Below are 15,939 nucleotides of genomic sequence, written 5' to 3' on the forward strand. Positions count from 1 at the left end.
CCGTTACCGACGCCGCCCACGGGGAATTACGTTTTGATAACAGCCCGACGCTATGCAGTCAGCGCGCTGCCTTGAAGTCCTCCAGCGAGTCGAACGTCCGGTAGACGGAGGCGAAGTCTTCAGCTTCGCTCCACGGCCGCCTGCGGGCACGACGAAGGACCCCGGTCCCGCTGGACCCCGGTCCCGCTGGACCCCGGTCCCGCTGGACCCCGGTCCCGCTGGACCAGGGACCCTCTAAACGTGGCGCTCAGCGGCGCCTACACCCACTCAATGGACACGCGGCCCTCGATCACTGCCTTTGCCTTGTTCCCCCGGCTCTTCTCGTCGCTGCGCGCCTTACGTACCTCGATCCGCCGGACGAACAGCGAGACGAACGAACGGCGTTCCGCGAGGTTCGCTGACTCCCACCAGGACCCCGGGCCCAGCGGGTCACCGTTGTCCGACTCCAGCCATTCGCCGATGGGTAGCGTCAGCGAGCCAGCCTGACCCAGAGCCTCAAGGCGGCTATCAGCGGCCCGCAGACGCGCTTGCTGGGCCTTGATGTCCTCTTGCCAGCGTGCACGGCCCACGGGGTCACCAGCGAACAACTCGCGGTCGTCATAAAGCTGCGTCAGAGCCCGCGTAGCGTCTGCCCGCTCCTGCACTACTGTGTTTCGCTCCTGCGCCGTCTCGGACGTTTCGTTGATTTCGGCGTAGTGCGCTGCCACCCGCTCAAGAATCTCGCGCGATTCCTCGTCCCACTCGGCAGCAGCGATCAGGGCGAAGGTGCTGCGCACTACGTGATCGTCCAGCGCCGTGCGGCTGATGTAGCTGCGCCCCTCATGGTCGCCCGGAGCAGTGCTCAGCGGCTTACCCGCTGGCCGGTTGCAGAAGTAGCTAGGGCGGGCCGAGTTGTTCGCGCTCATGCTGCACCCGCAGGCGCATTTCATGACGCCCATGGACGACAGTAGCGCCGTGGTCCGGTGCTCATTCATGCGGACTGGCCGAGCGTCGAGCCAGTCCTGAATGGCGAACCAATCAGCCTCGCTGAGAATGGGCTCCCAAACGCGCGCAGGCTTGCCCTCAGCGTCACGGCGGACACGGTGGCCGGTAACCCGCCCATTGGTGCCGTAGATGGCCTCAGCGTCGAACCCGGCGAGGTGCGGGTGCCGGAGCATCCGAATAAGCGTCTTGGGGTGCCAGGCACTACCCGCCGTCTTCTTGCCCCGCGAGGCGCCCAGGGTCGGCACCCCTTCGGCATTCAGCGTCGAGCAGACGGAGTGCACAGAGTCCGTGCCAGCGAGCAGAGCCTTCGCAATGCGCCGGATAACCTCCGCCTCATCCAGCTGAGTTACCAGGGTCTGTACGGCAACAGGCTTTCCGCCAGGGGCAGTTCGGTTCTCCTGCTTGAGTCGGCGACCGTAGGGCGCCTTACCCCCGACATAACCGCCCAGCGAACGGGCCAGCGCAGCAGCGTCACGGACGGCCGTCGACTTGTTCTTGGACTCCTGGTAAGCGGCATCGAGCCGGAAAATCAGGTGAATCAGGTCCATGGTGTCGCCGGGCCGGAATACACCCTCCATGGTCGACACGATGGTTACGCCCAGCGAAAGCAATTCGTTGACGATCGGGATGGCGTCGCGCGGCTCCAGGCGGGAAAGCCTCGCAATGTTGTAGACGATGACGACGTTGACCCGCCCCATGCGGCAGTCACGCAACAAGCGCTCAAAGTCGGGCCGCTCGGTCCCGCTGTAGGCGGATGTGCCGACGTCCTCATAGTGACCGTGCCACGAAGCCTCGCGCCCCTGCCTGGCGGCCTCAGCGGCGAACGACTCGAAGCGTGCCCGGTTGGCGTCCCGTTGGCTTGCCGGGCCGGCCTCACTGCCGTTGACCCTGCCGTACGACTGCCGTGTGTAGCCTGCTACGTGCAAGTTCATACCGCTTACCACCTGGGGTGTTGTCATGGCTGAAGGTAGCCGTCGTTCGTGGGAATACGCAACCGTGCCGCTGCTCGTCCATGCCACGAAGCAGATTCTGGACACCTGGGGCGAGGACGGCTGGGAGCTCGTCCAGGTCGTACCCGGGCCGAACAACCCCGAGCAGTTGGTGGCCTACCTGAAGAGGGAGAAGTCGGCATGAGCGGCGCCGTCGAGTCGAAGCTGGCGGAACTCGGGCTGAGCCTGCCGGACGTCGTGCCGCCGCTGGCCGCGTACCAGCCCGCCGTGCAGTCCGGTGTGTACGTCTACACCGCCGGCCAGCTGCCGATGGTGGATGGCAAGCTTCCGGTCACCGGCAAGGTGGGCGCCGAGGTCACCGCCGAGGAGGCCAAGGAGCTGGCCCGCACCTGCGCGCTGAACGCCCTCGCCGCGGTCAAGTCCGTCGCGGGCGACCTCGATCGCATCGCGCGTGTCGTGAAGGTCGTCGGCTTCGTCGCTTCCGCCTCGGACTTCACGGGTCAGCCCGGCGTCCTGAACGGCGCGAGCGAGCTCCTGGGCGCGGTCCTCGGTGACAAGGGCGTCCACGCCCGCAGCGCGGTCGGCGTGGCGGTCCTCCCGCTGGACGCCCCCGTGGAGATCGAGGTCCAGGTGGAGCTGACGGAGGCGTAGGACGCGGGCGGCGGGAAGGGGTCGTGCAGTTCCCGACGCCCCTTTTACGCGGCGCGGGGAACTGCGCAGTCCTTTGTCGCGGTCTGCGGGCGCAGCCCCCAGGTACGGGACGGGTAGGGCCGGTGGGGGCGAAAGTCGCCCCCACCGGCACCCCGGCACCGGACGCCGTGATCGTCGATCGCCTCTCGAACATCCGCCCGGTACGGGATAGCCTCCGCCCATGGCGAATGGGCAGTGGTACCCACCGGAGTGGCCCGAGAGGATCCGCGCGCTCGCGGAGGGCACCCTGACACCTGTGGTCCCCAAGCGGGCGGCCACCGTCATGCTGCTCAAGGACACCGACGCCACCCCCGTGGTGCACATGCTGCGCAGACGCGCCTCCATGGCCTTCGCCGGAGGCGCGTACGCGTATCCGGGCGGCGGCGTGGACCCCCGCGACGACGAGCACCAGATCCGCTGGGCGGGCCCCACGCGCGCGTGGTGGGCGAACAGACTCGGCGTGGACGAGACCTCCGCCCAGGCCATCGTCTGCGCGGCGGTTCGCGAGACGTACGAGGAGGCGGGCGTCCTGCTCGCCGGGCCCACCCCGGACACCGTGGTCGGAGACACCAGGGGCGAGGAGTGGGAGACGGACCGTGCGGCCCTGGTCGCCCGCGATCTCTCCTTCGCCGAGTTCCTCGACCGCAGAGGACTCGTGCTCAGGTCCGACCTCCTGGGCGTCTGGACACGGTGGATCACCCCGGAGTTCGAAACCCGCCGCTACGACACCTGGTTCTTCGTGGCCGCCCTCCCGGAGGGCCAGCGCACCCGCAACGCCTCCACGGAGGCCGACCGCACCGTGTGGATCCGCCCCGTGGACGCGGCCGACGGATACGACAAGGGCGAGCTCCTGATGATGCCGCCCACCATCGCCACCCTGCGCCAGCTCGTCCCCTTCGACAGCGCCGCCGCCGTCCTCGCCGCCGCGCCCGCCCGCGACCTGACCCCGGTCCTGGCCAGGGCCCGCCTTGAGAACGGCGAAGTGATCCTCGCCTGGCCCGGCCACGACGAGTTCACCAAGCACATCCCGACCGGTGGAGCCCCCGCATGACCGATGCCACCGCCCTCCCGGGCCAGCCACGCGGTGGAGTTCTCTCCGGCCCCGCCACTTCGCGCACGGTCAACGTGCTCGCCCCCAACGCGTCCGCGATGACCCTGGACGGCACCAACACCTGGATCGTCTCCGAGCCGGACTCCGCGCTCGCCCTGGTGATCGACCCAGGGCCCCTGGACGACGTACATCTGCGCAATGTCGTGGATACGGCGGAGAAGGCGGGGAAGCGGGTCGCCCTGACGCTGCTCACGCACGGGCACCCCGATCACGCCGAGGGGGCGGCTCGGTTCGCCGAGCTGACGGGCACGAAGGTGCGGGCCCTGGACCCGGCGCTGCGGCTCGGGGACGAGGGGCTGGCCGCGGGGGACGTGGTCGCCGTCGGCGGGCTCGAGCTGCGCGTCGTGCCGACGCCCGGGCACACCGCCGACTCGCTGTGCTTCCATCTCCCGGCCGACCGGGCCGTCCTGACCGGTGACACCATCCTGGGCCGCGGCACGACCGTGGTGGCCCATCCGGACGGCCGCCTGGGCGACTATCTCGACTCTCTGCGCCGGCTCCGCTCGCTGACGGTCGACGACGGCGTCCACACCGTCCTGCCCGGCCACGGGCCCGTCCTCGAGGACGCCCGGGGCGCCGTCGAGTTCTACCTCGCCCATCGCGCCCACCGCCTCGCCCAGGTCGAGACGGCGGTCGAGAACGGCTACCGGTCGCCGGAAGAGGTCGTCGCGCATGTGTACGCGGACGTGGACCGTTCGCTGTGGCCCGCGGCGAAGTTGTCCGTGCGAGCCCAGATGGACTACCTGCGCGAGCACGGCCTCATCTAGACCCGTACTGCGAAGTACGGGTCTAAAGCACTTGGACAACGGGGGCCTCCAGGCGTTTTTGAGGCCCCTGGGGAGGCACTCAGGGGCGCGGGGCTTTGATGCCGTGCACGCGCGCGTACTCCCCGGCCAGCCACGGCCCGAGGTCGGCGACGTACGAGCGCAGGAGGGCGAGGTCCCCCGTCGGCTCGTATCCGAGGACGGCCGCCTCGCGCAGCCGCGCGGCCCGCTCCGGGTAGTACGCGCCGAACGCCTCGGCCATCTCCTTCAGGTCGCTGGTCCAGCCGTTCCAGCGCGGCATGACGAGTGTGAAGCCGGTACGGACGAGATGGCGTGACATGAAGCGGACCAGTGGGCGCCTGGCCTCGTCCGTGTCGGCGGCATCGGCGATCCGCTCCCGCCACCGGGGCAGGAGCAGGGCGAGGTCGCCGTTGGTCTCCCGGGCGAGACGGGAGTCGGGGCGATAGCGCGGCAGGAACTCGGCCAGATCCTCGCCCAGGAGAGGCGTACAGAGGCAGGCGACGAACCACCCGAGGTCGTACGTCTCCGGGTCGCTCAGCAGCCGCTCACGGCTGAACAGCAGCGTCCCGGCACCGTCGATCTGCCAGAACTCCTTGTCGAGCGCCTCGTCGAGCGCTCGCGCGTCCACGCGGTCCGCCTCGGTGGGCTCCTCGCGCAGCGTCAGCAGCAGATCCAGGTCGCTGCGCCCTTCGCGCGCCGTGCCACGCGGAATCGACCCGTAGAGGTAAGCGCTCGTCATCCGCGCCCCGAAGGTGTCCGACAACCGATCGCGGGCCGCGGCGACAACGGGCCGGAACGCGTGCGGAATCCGCCCGAGGGATCCCTCGGGCTCGATGTACCCCTGGGCGTCGAGCCCTCTGTGCCGCCCATATCCAGCCATGCGGTCACTGTGCCCTGTTGGGGTTGGCGGGGCAGGTCATTTTCGGCTGAGCGTCCGGGGCTGGAGATTTCTTGGCCCTCCGGCGTTCGAGGACGAGGCCGTTCAGGCCGAGGCGGAGGTTTGGGGCGCCGCCCCCAGGTGCGGGACGGGCAGGGCGGCGGGGGCGAAAACCATCCCCGGCAACCACAACGGGGCCCCGCCTCCCAAGAAGGCGGAACCCCGTCGACGTACAGCCGAGACTCAGCGCGAGCGCTTGGCCAGCCGCTCCACGTCCAGCAGAATCACGGCCCGCGCCTCCAGGCGGAGCCAGCCACGTCCCGCGAAGTCCGCGAGCGCCTTGTTGACCGTCTCGCGGGATGCGCCGACCAGCTGGGCCAGCTCCTCCTGCGTGAGGTCGTGCACGACGTGGATGCCCTCTTCGGACTGCACGCCGAAGCGGCGCGAGAGGTCCAGGAGCGCGCGGGCCACGCGGCCGGGCACGTCCGAGAACACCAGGTCGGACATCTGGTCGTTCGTCTTGCGCAGACGCCGGGCGACGGCGCGCAGCAGCGCGGCGGCCACCTCGGGCCGTGCGTTCAGCCACGGCTGGAGGTCGCCGTGGCCGAGGCCCAGCAGCTTGACCTCGGTCAGCGCGGTGGCGGTCGCCGTGCGCGGGCCCGGGTCGAACAGCGACAGCTCGCCGATCAGCTCACCGGGGCCGAGGACGGCGAGCATGTTCTCGCGGCCGTCGGGGGAGGTGCGGTGGAGCTTCACCTTGCCCTCGGTGACCACGTAGAGGCGGTCCCCGGGGTCACCCTCGTGAAAGAGGGCGTCACCGCGTGCGAGGGTCACCTCACTCATGGAGGCGCGGAGCTCCGCGGCCTGCTCGTCATCGAGCGCCGCGAAGAGCGGGGCGCGCCTCAGAACGTCGTCCACGAGTTCTCTCCTTGTCGACCTGCTCAGGGGATCTTGCTCCCCCTTGGTACCAGGGGACCGTGTTCCCCATCTTGCCGGACGGTCCAAACAGTGTGATCAGTCACAAGTCTGCCGCACTGGCGTCCCGGGCAGTGCGGCAGGGGGCCAATTGGGCGCCGATCTCCTGGGTCCGGGGCGGATGTCGGTGCCGGGCTTTAGGCTGGCCGGGTGTCCAAATCGCCGGTGAGAGCACAGGACAAGGGGGCTGGGCGGGTGGTTGTACGTCGCGATTCCGCTGTGGGCGAACAAGCGCCCGACGGAACCAAGAAACCGACAAAAGCGACAAAGGCGACGGCTACGGCTACGAAGGCGGCGGCCGCCAAAAAGGGGACGGCGACGAAAGTGACGGCTGCCAAGAAGACGTCGGCCACGAAAGCGACAGCCACCACGAAGTCGACAGCCGTCAAGAAGGCCACGGCTGCCAAGAAGGCCACGGCGGCCGGTACGACCGTCGCCGAAGCCGCCGCAGACAAGACACCGACCTCCGCCAAGAAGGCCTCCGCCAAGAAGTCCTCCGCCAAGAAGGCCCCGGCCAAGAAGTCGCCCCCGGCCAGGAAGCCCCCGCAAAAGGCGCCCCCGCCGGACACCGCCCTCGTCCGCCGAGCCCGCCGCATCAACCGTGAGCTCGCCGAGGTGTACCCGTACGCCCACCCGGAGCTGGACTTCGAGAACCCCTTCCAGCTGATCATCGCCACGGTCCTGTCCGCCCAGACCACCGATCTGCGGGTGAACCAGACGACTCCGGCGCTCTTCGCCAAGTACCCGACCCCCGAGGACCTGGCCGAGGCCAACCCGGAGGAGGTCGAGGAGATCCTCCGCCCGACCGGGTTCTTCCGGGCCAAGACCAAGTCGGTGATAGGGCTCTCCAAGGCGTTGCGGGACGACTTCGGGGGCGAGGTCCCCGGCCGCCTCGAAGACCTCGTCAAGCTCCCCGGTGTAGGCCGCAAGACCGCCTTCGTCGTCCTCGGGAACGCCTTCGGGCGGCCCGGAATCACCGTGGACACCCATTTCCAGCGGCTCGTCCGCCGCTGGAAGTGGACCGACGAGACCGACCCGGACAAGATCGAGGCGGCCGTCGGCGCGCTCTTCCCGAAGAGCGAGTGGACGATGCTCTCCCACCACGTGATCTTCCACGGCCGCCGCATCTGCCACGCCCGCAAGCCCGCCTGCGGCGCCTGCCCCATCGCCCCGCTCTGCCCGGCCTACGGGGAGGGCGAGACCGACCCCGAGAAGGCGAAGAAGCTCCTGAAGTACGAGAAGGGTGGCTTCCCGGGCCAGCGCCTCAAGCCACCACAGGCGTACCTGGACGCCGGCGGCATCCCCGCACCCCCACTGGGCGCCGGATGACGGAACGAACACGGCACCGGCAGGCGTTGGGGACAGCAGGACGGGGGTGGCGATGACGCACACGAGCAACACACAGGGTGGGCCGGTGGCACTCAGCAAGGACGGCCTGCCCGACTGGCTGGCCCCGGTGGTGCACGCCGCCGAGACGGTCGAGCCGCTCCAGCTGAGCCGCTTCCTGCCCCCGGAGAACGGCGCGGGACGCCAGTCCGCCGTCCTCATCCTGTTCGGCGAGGGCGACCGCGGCCCCGAACTGCTGCTCATGGAGCGTGCCGGCTCCCTGCGGTCGCACGCCGGGCAGCCCTCGTTCCCCGGCGGCGCCCTCGACCCCGAGGACGGCGATCCGAAGGCCGACGGGCCGCTGCGGGCCGCGCTGCGCGAGGCCGAGGAGGAGACCGGGCTCGACCCGAGCGGCGTCCAGCTCTTCGGCGTGCTGCCCAAGCTGTACATCCCGGTGAGCAGCTTCGTGGTCACCCCGGTCCTGGGCTGGTGGCACCGCCCGACCCCGGTCGGTGTCGTCGATCCCGCAGAGACGGCCCGGGTCTTCACGGTCCCCGTGGCGGATCTCACGGACCCCGCCAACCGCGCCACCACCGTGCACCCCAGCGGCCACCGAGGTCCGGCATTTCTGGTCGAATCGGCCCTGGTCTGGGGCTTCACGGCCGGAGTGATCGACAAGATCCTGCACTACGCGGGCTGGGAGCTTCCCTGGGACCGTGACAAGCAGGTCCCGCTGGACTGGCGCGCATGACAAGGTGACCTTCGTGCTGTGTCTGCCTGGGGGACAACCCCCAGACCCCCGGCCGGGCGATCGCGACCGGAAAGTGATGAGGCGAGGCTAGAAGCGGTGAACGTGCTGGACATCCTGTTGCTGGTCGCCGCCGTGTGGTTCGCGATCGTGGGCTACCGCCAGGGCTTCGTCGTCGGCATCCTGTCGGTGATCGGCTTCCTGGGCGGTGGCCTCGTCGCCGTGTACCTGCTCCCGGTCATCTGGGGCTGGGCGACCGACGACACCAAGGTGAGTACGACCGCCGCCGTCGTCGCGGTGGTTGTCGTGATCGTCTGCGCCTCCGTGGGCCAGGCTCTCACCACCCACCTCGGCAACAAACTGCGCCGGTACATCACCTGGTCCCCGGCCCGCGCCCTGGACGCGACGGGCGGCGCCCTGGTCAACGTCGTGGCGATGCTGCTCGTCGCCTGGCTGATCGGCTCGGCCCTCGCCGGTACGACACTGCCGACGCTCGGCAAGGAGGTCCGCAACTCCAAGGTGCTGCTCGGCGTGTCCCGCGCGCTGCCCTCGCAGGCCAACACCTGGTTCGCAGACTTCTCCTCGGTCCTCGCGCAGAACGGCTTCCCGCAGGTCTTCAGCCCGTTCGCCAACGAGCCCATCACCGAGGTCAAGCCCCCCGACCCGGCGCTCGCCCACAGCGCCGTCGCCACTCGCGCCCAGAAGTCCATCGTCAAGGTCATGGGCACTGCGCAGAGCTGCGGCAAGGTCCTCGAAGGCACCGGCTTCGTCTTCGGCAACCGCCGCGTGATGACCAACGCGCACGTGGTCGGCGGAGTCGACGAGCCCACCGTCCAGATAGGCGGCGAGGGCAGGAAGTACGACGCCAAGGTGGTCCTGTACGACTGGGAGCGCGACATCGCGGTACTCGACGTGCCGAACCTGAACGCGCCCGCGCTCAAGTTCTCGGCCCAGGACGCCACCAGCGGCAGCGGCGCGATCGTCGCCGGGTTCCCGCAGAACGGGTCCTACAACGTCCAACCCGCGCGCGTGCGCGGCCGCATCACGGCCAACGGACCGGACATCTACCACCGCAAGACGGTGCGCCGCGATGTCTACTCGCTCTACGCGACCGTCCGCCAGGGCAACTCCGGCGGCCCGCTGCTCACACCCGAAGGCAAGGTGTACGGCGTGGTCTTCGCGAAGTCGCTCGACAGCGCCAACACCGGGTACGCGCTCACCGCGGACGAGGTCCAGGAGGACGTCACCAAGGGGCGTACAGCCAACCAGCAGGTGGACAGCGACAGCTGCGCGCTGTAGCTCCGGCGGGTGAAAGGCGTCGCCGCGGGCTCAGCCGCGTGGGTGGCGCAGCCGTACCGAGACCCAGCGGGCCCGGCGGCGCAGAATGTGCGGAATCCCCACTCGGGGGTCCGTGCCCGCCAACTGCGGGGTGCCCCTCTGATGGGAGCTCAGGCCCGTGGCCGAGCGGCGGTTTCGTGCTGCGTCACTGTAGTCGTGCGTCCAGCCCATACCTCGACGTGTGCCCCTGCCCCAAGGTCGATAACCGCGCCCCGGCCCCCCAATTGGCCTATGCGCCAGGCAATTGGCTGTTCGTAGGACAGGCGTTCTCGTTCGGGTGCCGGGCGGGACACACGGCGCGTCCGGACGGTCACCGACGGGTCATGGATGACACGCCGATGAGGTGACCATCGGTCACCGGTCGGGTTCGGGGTCCTTCAGCCAGTTGACGAGCTCGGAGGAGAAAGCCACCGGATCCTCCTCATGCGGGCTGTGCTGTCCCGGGGGATGACCCCCAGCCGGGCGCGGCGGGGGCGTGCTTCAGCGGTCGGGTTCGGGATCCTTCAGCCAGTTGACGAGCTCGGAGGAGAAAGCCACCGGATCCTCCTCATGCGGAAAGTGCCCGAGGCCGTCGAACAGCCGCCAGCGGTACGGCGCTTCGACGTACTCCCCGGATCCGGCCGCGCTTCGCGTCCGCATCACCGGGTCGAGTGATCCGTGCAGATGCAGCGTCGGCACCCGAACCGGCCGCTTCATACGCCGGTTGAACTGGATGCCGTCGGGGCGGGCGATGGACCGCACCATCCACCGGTACGGCTCGATCGAGCAATGCGCCGTCGACGGGATGCACATGGCGCGGCGGTACGTCTCCACGGCCTCGTCGTCCGGCAGCCGCGGCCCCGACCAGTCCCGTACCAGACGGCCCACCAGGGCACCATCGTCCGCGGCGAGTTGACGCTCCGGGATCCAGGGACGCTGGAACCCCCAGATATAGGAGCCCGCGGCGGTCTGTTTGACGTCGGAGAGCATGGCGGAACGCCAGCGCCGGGGATGCGGCATGGACGACACCGCGAGCCGGCGTACGAGCTTGGGCCGCATCACTGCCGCCGTCCACGCCAGGTATCCGCCCAGGTCGTGCCCGACCAGCGCGGCGTCGGGCTCGCCGAGGGACCGTACGACCCCGGTGATGTCGAGCGCGAGGTTGGCGGGGTCGTAACCGCGCGGAGTGCGGTCGCTGCCGCCGACGCCGCGCAGGTCCATGGCCACGGCCCGGAACCCCGCGTCCGCGAGCGCGACCAGCTGATGCCGCCACGCCCACCAGAACTGCGGAAAGCCGTGGAGCAGCAGGACGAGCGGCCCGTCGCCCATCTCGGCGATGTGGAAGCGCGCGCCGTTGGCGGCGACGTCCCTGTGCGTCCAGGGGCCGTCGAGCCGTACAGCTGAGGCAGGTTGCGCCGAAGGTGTGGCGGGGTCCGTCATGAGGACGAGCGTGCCACAACCTCGACGGTGCCCTCGACCCGCTCCGGGCGGGGATGCGGCTTGGCGTTCTGCAGAACACCCGCCGTCTCCTTCATCGAGGCGGCGACCTTCTGCGGGCCCTGTCCCTTCTTGGCCTTCTTCGCGAAGACCACGCCGATCAGCGCGAGGATGCCGGCGACCAGCACATTCGCCGCGAACGAGAGCACGAAGCAGATCGCGAGGTTCCAGTGGCTCCAGGTCCGGATGCCGTACGCCAGGGCGAAGTTCAGCATCGGCAGGGAGAAGAGCAGCACCGCGCCGGCCGCCGTGAACGCTCCGCCGCCGACCGCACCGCGCTTGACGTCCTGCTTGAGCTGCGCCTTCGCCAGCGCGATCTCGTCGTGCACCAGCGCGGACATCTCGGTCGTCGCCGAGGCGAACAGCTGGCCGATGCTGCGTTCGGCGCCGACCGGGCTGCCGTCGGGTGCGCTCATCGCGATCTCCCTCTTCTGCATATGTGGGTGCGGTCCGGTTTCCGCGTCCGCTTTTTTCGCTTCACTTGGGTTTGTTCCGTTTGTTCTGTTTCGGTACGGTCCGGCATCTGCGGCAGTTTTCCCGTTTGCGCGGTCTGGCGTCTGCTTCTGTTTGTACCGTCTGGTCAGATCATGCCGGACCGTCGTCCCCCTCGCTTGCCCCGCCCGCCACTTCGGCAAGCCTCCGGTGTTCGGCGGCCTTCCGTTCGTAGATCTCGGCCATGCGCAGGTGGTACGCCGGGTTGTCCTGCTCGTAGATGTCGGGGATGCCGTCGAGGTCCTCGTCGCGCTCCTCCGCCTCGCAGAGGGCGCGGTACTTGGCGTTGCGCACCTTCAGCAGGATCGTGGCGAGTACGGCCGCGATCAGCGAGCCGATCAGGACGGCGGCCTTGACCTCGTCGGTCAGTACCGCGTTGTCGTCGAAGGCGAGCTCGCCGATGAGCAGAGAGACGGTGAAGCCGATCCCCGAGAGGCTCGCGACGGCGAAGACGTCCGGCCAGGCCAGATCCTCGCTGAGCGAGGCCCTCGTGAACCGTGCGGTCAGCCAGGTCCCGCCGAAGATACCCACCGCCTTGCCGACGACGAGTCCGATGACGACACCGAGGGTCTCGGGCCGGGTGAACACATCCCCCACTGCGCCACCGGAGACCGTGACCCCAGCGCTGAACAGCGCGAACAGCGGCACGGCGAGCCCCGCGGACAGCGGCCGCACCAGATGCTCGATGTGCTCACCGGGGGAGTGCTCCTCGCCCTCGTGCCGGTGGCAGCGCAGCATCAGGCCCATCGCGACACCGGCGATGGTCGCGTGGATGCCGCTGTTGTACATAAGCCCCCAGATGACGAGGGCGAGCGGGACGTAGACGTACCACCCGCGTACGCCCTTCCGCAGGAGCAGCCAGAAGACGGCGAGTCCGACGACGGCCCCACCGAGAGCCGCGAAGTCGATGGTGCTGGTGAAGAACACCGCGATGATCAGAATCGCGAACAAATCGTCGACGACGGCGAGGGTCAGGAGGAAGGCGCGCAGGGCGGACGGCAGCGACGTCCCGATCACGGCCAGCACGGCGAGCGCGAAGGCGATGTCGGTGGCGGTGGGCACGGCCCACCCGTCGAGCGCGCCCCCGCCGGTGATGTTGGTGAGGGTGTAGACGAGCGCCGGCACGGCCATACCGCAGACCGCGGCGGCCACGGGAAGCAGCGCGGCCTTCGGATCCTTGAGGTCTCCGGCCACCAGCTCGCGCTTGAGCTCGACCCCGGCGACGAAGAAGAACACGGCGAGCAGCCCCTCGGCCGCCCAGTGCTGCACGGACAGATCGAGCCCGAGGGCAGCGGGCCCGAAGTGGAAGTGGCTGACGCTCTCGTAACTGTCCCGCAGCGGAGTGTTCGCCCAGATCAGCGCGGCGATCGCAGCCACCAGCAGCAGTACGCCACCCACGGTCTCGGTACGGAGCGCGTCCGCGACGAAGTTCCGCTCGGGCAGGGACAGCCGTCCGAGCAGCTTGCGAGTGGTGGTGCGGGGCGCGGCCACGAGGGAGACCTCCGGTCGGGTAGGCAGGACTGAGCACTTGCCGACCAGACTTCCCGGCACACCTTGGTTCTTCTTGTCACACTGTTGACGCGTTCTTTAGCTTACCTAAGATGTGGCCGGGCTTTTACGGCGATCTTCACATTAGGTGCAAAAGGCGGCCCCGGTGCGGTGCCATGGCAGGCCGGGGCTTGATCTTTCAGCACGCCCGGTGTCTGAGGACGAGGCCTTTGAGGCCGAAGCAGGGGTCGGGGTGCGCGGCCCCCAGGTGCGGGGCGGGTAGGGGCAGGGGGCCGAAATCACCGGCTTCTGCGCGGCGCCCGGGGCAAGGTGATCCTGGAGGCGAGCGTGCCAGGGCCGCGGCGAGGGTGGCCCGGCAGAGGGGCACGCGGGGCGGCGTGGGCCTTTGGGGGCTCGACCGGGGGGTGGGGGACGCGGCCTCGCGACAACGTGCAGGGGGACGCAGCCCCCGTCGGGTGCAGGGGCGGAGCCCTGCCTTCGCCGGGGTGTGGGGGCACTGCGTGCCCCCACACCTGAAAGGGGCGGGTGGGCCGGGAGCCTCAGTCCTCGCTCGGCGCCGCCGGCAGCTTCGCCTGGATCAGATCCATCACCGTGGAGTCCGTCAGCGTGGTGACGTCACCGAGCTCCCGGTTCTCGGCGACGTCCCGCAACAGCCGCCGCATGATCTTCCCGGACCGCGTCTTCGGCAGCTCCGCCACCGGCAGCACCCGCTTCGGCTTGGCGATCGGCCCGAGCGTGGTCCCCACGTGATTGCGCAACGCCGCCACCAGCCCTTCATCCTCGGCAGAAGCCGACCCGCGCAGGATCACGAACGCCACGATCGCCTGCCCGGTCGTTTCGTCGGCCGCGCCCACGACCGCCGCCTCGGCGACCGAAGGATGCGAGACGAGCGCCGACTCGACCTCGGTCGTCGAGATGTTGTGCCCGGAGACCAGCATCACGTCATCCACGCGCCCGAGGAGCCAGATGTCCCCGTCCTCGTCCTTCTTGGCGCCGTCCCCGGCGAAGTACTTCCCCTCGAACCGCGACCAGTACGTGTCGATGAACCGCTGGTCGTCCCCCCAAATGGTCCGCAGCATCGAGGGCCACGGCTCGGTCAGCACCAGATACCCGCCACCGCCATTCGGCACTTCCCGAGCCTCGTCGTCGACGACCGTCGCCGCGATACCCGGCAGTGGCCGCTGCGCCGACCCCGGCTTCGTCTCGGTGACTCCCGGCAGCGGCGAGATCATCATCGCTCCGGTCTCGGTCTGCCACCAGGTGTCCACGATCGGGGTACGGTCACCGCCGATGTGCTTCCGGTACCAGACCCACGCCTCGGGGTTGATCGGCTCACCGACCGACCCGAGCAGCCGCAGCGACGACAGATCGAACTTCGCGGGGATGTCGTCGCCCCACTTCATGAACGTACGGATCGCCGTGGGCGCCGTGTACAGGATCGTCACCCCGTACTTCTGCACGATCTCCCAGAACCGTCCCTGGTGCGGCGTGTCCGGCGTGCCCTCGTACATCACCTGCGTCGCACCGTTCGAAAGCGGTCCGTACGTGATGTACGAGTGCCCGGTGACCCAGCCGATGTCGGCCGTGCACCAGTACACGTCGGTCTCCGGCTTGAGGTCGAAGACGGCGTGGTGGGTGTACGACGCCTGCGTGAGGTAGCCGCCCGAAGTGTGCAGGATGCCCTTCGGCTTCCCCGTCGTCCCGGACGTGTAGAGGATGAACAGCGGCTGCTCGGCGTCGAACGCCTCCGGCGTGTGCTCGGCGGACTGCCGCTCGACGATCTCGTGCCACCACACGTCGCGGCCCTCGGTCCAGGCCACCTCCTGCCCCGTACGTCGTACGACGAGGACGTGCTCGACCTGATCCACCCGGTCGATCGCGTCGTCGACGGCCGGCTTGAGCGCGGACGGCTTGCCGCGCCGGTAACCGCCGTCGGAGGTGATGACCAGCTTGGCGTCGGCGTCCTGGATGCGTGTGGCGATCGCGTCCGCGGAGAATCCGCCGAAGACGACCGAATGCGCGGCGCCGATACGGGCACAGGCCAGCATCGCGACGACGGCCTCGGGAATCATCGGCAGATAGACCGCGACCCGGTCGCCCTTCCCAACCCCCAGCTCGATCAGGGCGTTGGCGGCTTTCGACACCTCGTCCTTGAGCTCGGCATAGGTGATGGCCCGGCCGTCGCCCGGCTCGCCCTCGAAGTGGATGGCGACCCGGTCGCCGTTCCCGGCCTCGACGTGGCGGTCCACGCAGTTGTACGCGACGTTCAGCTTCCCGTCGGCGAACCACTTCGCGAACGGCGGGTTCGACCAGTCCAGCGTCTCGGTCGGCTCGGTGGCCCAGGTCAGCCGGCGGGCCTGCTCGGCCCAGAAGCCGAGCCTGTCAGCCTTGGCCTGCTCATACGCCTCCGCGGTGACGTTGGCGTTCGCGGCCAGGTCGGCGGGCGGCGCGAACCTGCGCTCTTCCTTCAGCAGGTTGGCCAGGCTTTCGTTGCTCACGACATCTCCCTTTCCCAGGGTGTCCGTTGTGTCCCAGGCCACAGCTCATCAGACCGGGGGGCCCGGTGACAAGGGCCGACCCAAAATTGGTTTAGACCTATTGATGTGTAGTGGCACCCCTCAGGGGCACGTACCGGCCGGCCGTCGGGTTCACTCGGCGCCCTGCGACCCCCCATGCGA

The 15,939-nt window shown here is 69.3% G+C and carries 15 protein-coding genes; 7 read left to right on the forward strand and 8 right to left on the reverse strand.

Annotated elements, in window-relative coordinates; translation table 11 throughout:
- Positions 1-257 precede the first annotated feature (257 nt).
- Complete coding sequence (locus OG390_RS27780; RefSeq protein ID WP_406172027.1) at positions 258-1,916, reverse strand: recombinase family protein; 1,659 nt, start codon at positions 1,914-1,916, stop codon at positions 258-260.
- Between the two features lie 25 nt (positions 1,917-1,941).
- On the opposite strand from OG390_RS27780, the gene OG390_RS27785 reads away from it, so the two are divergent.
- From OG390_RS27785 to OG390_RS27800, 4 genes are all read left to right on the forward strand, one after another.
- Positions 1,942-2,118: a DUF4177 domain-containing protein gene (locus OG390_RS27785; RefSeq protein WP_382283885.1), complete on the forward strand. Its 177-nt coding sequence runs from the start codon at positions 1,942-1,944 to the stop codon at positions 2,116-2,118.
- On the forward strand, positions 2,115-2,585 hold the full coding sequence (locus OG390_RS27790; protein ID WP_399075446.1) for a RidA family protein: 471 nt from the start codon (positions 2,115-2,117) through the stop codon (positions 2,583-2,585). The genes OG390_RS27785 and OG390_RS27790 overlap by 4 nt, the downstream gene beginning before the upstream one ends.
- 220 nt (positions 2,586-2,805) lie before the next feature.
- Positions 2,806-3,675: an NUDIX hydrolase gene (locus OG390_RS27795; protein WP_406172030.1), complete on the forward strand. Its 870-nt coding sequence runs from the start codon at positions 2,806-2,808 to the stop codon at positions 3,673-3,675.
- Entirely contained in the window at positions 3,672-4,502 is an 831-nt protein-coding gene (locus OG390_RS27800) for an MBL fold metallo-hydrolase (RefSeq protein ID WP_406172032.1), read from the forward strand. The genes OG390_RS27795 and OG390_RS27800 overlap by 4 nt, the downstream gene beginning before the upstream one ends.
- Before the next feature lie 79 nt (positions 4,503-4,581).
- Here the strand turns inward: OG390_RS27800 and OG390_RS27805 are convergent, their stop codons facing one another.
- Together OG390_RS27805 and OG390_RS27810 are read right to left on the reverse strand one after the other, a co-directional pair.
- The gene (locus OG390_RS27805; RefSeq protein ID WP_406172034.1) at positions 4,582-5,400 is read right to left on the reverse strand and encodes a nucleotidyltransferase domain-containing protein; all 819 of its coding nucleotides are present in this window, start codon (positions 5,398-5,400) and stop codon (positions 4,582-4,584) included.
- A gap of 240 nt (positions 5,401-5,640) precedes the next feature.
- Positions 5,641-6,315: a Crp/Fnr family transcriptional regulator gene (locus tag OG390_RS27810; protein WP_006382668.1), complete on the reverse strand. Its 675-nt coding sequence runs from the start codon at positions 6,313-6,315 to the stop codon at positions 5,641-5,643.
- A gap of 276 nt (positions 6,316-6,591) precedes the next feature.
- Between OG390_RS27810 and nth the strand changes: the two genes are divergently transcribed.
- From nth to OG390_RS27825, 3 genes are all read left to right on the forward strand, one after another.
- Positions 6,592-7,701 (forward strand): endonuclease III, encoded by a 1,110-nt coding sequence (gene nth / locus OG390_RS27815; RefSeq protein WP_406172036.1) that lies wholly within the window; start codon positions 6,592-6,594, stop codon positions 7,699-7,701.
- 52 nt (positions 7,702-7,753) lie between these two features.
- Positions 7,754-8,449: an NUDIX hydrolase gene (locus tag OG390_RS27820; RefSeq protein WP_406172038.1), complete on the forward strand. Its 696-nt coding sequence runs from the start codon at positions 7,754-7,756 to the stop codon at positions 8,447-8,449.
- A 96-nt stretch (positions 8,450-8,545) separates the two neighbouring features.
- The gene (locus OG390_RS27825) at positions 8,546-9,745 is read left to right on the forward strand and encodes a MarP family serine protease (RefSeq protein ID WP_406172040.1); all 1,200 of its coding nucleotides are present in this window, start codon (positions 8,546-8,548) and stop codon (positions 9,743-9,745) included.
- A 30-nt stretch (positions 9,746-9,775) separates the two neighbouring features.
- Here the strand turns inward: OG390_RS27825 and OG390_RS27830 are convergent, their stop codons facing one another.
- The 5 genes from OG390_RS27830 to acs all read right to left on the reverse strand — a co-directional run bounded on the left by OG390_RS27830 (position 9,776) and on the right by acs (position 15,801).
- Positions 9,776-9,955 carry a hypothetical protein gene (locus OG390_RS27830; RefSeq protein ID WP_399075430.1) on the reverse strand — a complete coding sequence of 60 codons (180 nt, stop codon included), beginning with the start codon at positions 9,953-9,955 and terminating at the stop codon, positions 9,776-9,778.
- A gap of 309 nt (positions 9,956-10,264) precedes the next feature.
- On the reverse strand, positions 10,265-11,203 hold the full coding sequence (locus OG390_RS27835) for an alpha/beta fold hydrolase (protein ID WP_406172042.1): 939 nt from the start codon (positions 11,201-11,203) through the stop codon (positions 10,265-10,267).
- Positions 11,200-11,676, reverse strand: coding sequence for a phage holin family protein (locus OG390_RS27840; protein WP_406172044.1), 477 nt, complete (start codon positions 11,674-11,676; stop codon positions 11,200-11,202). Before OG390_RS27840 ends, OG390_RS27835 begins: the two co-directional genes overlap by 4 nt.
- A 169-nt stretch (positions 11,677-11,845) precedes the next feature.
- On the reverse strand, positions 11,846-13,243 hold the full coding sequence (gene nhaA / locus OG390_RS27845; RefSeq protein WP_406172046.1) for a Na+/H+ antiporter NhaA: 1,398 nt from the start codon (positions 13,241-13,243) through the stop codon (positions 11,846-11,848).
- Positions 13,244-13,800: 557 nt separating this feature from the next.
- Positions 13,801-15,801, reverse strand: coding sequence for an acetate--CoA ligase (acs, locus tag OG390_RS27850; RefSeq protein ID WP_406172048.1), 2,001 nt, complete (start codon positions 15,799-15,801; stop codon positions 13,801-13,803).
- Positions 15,802-15,939 lie beyond the last annotated feature (138 nt).

Source organism: Streptomyces sp. NBC_00996 (assembly GCF_045162675.1).
Taxonomy (GTDB): Bacteria; Actinomycetota; Actinomycetes; order Streptomycetales; family Streptomycetaceae; genus Streptomyces.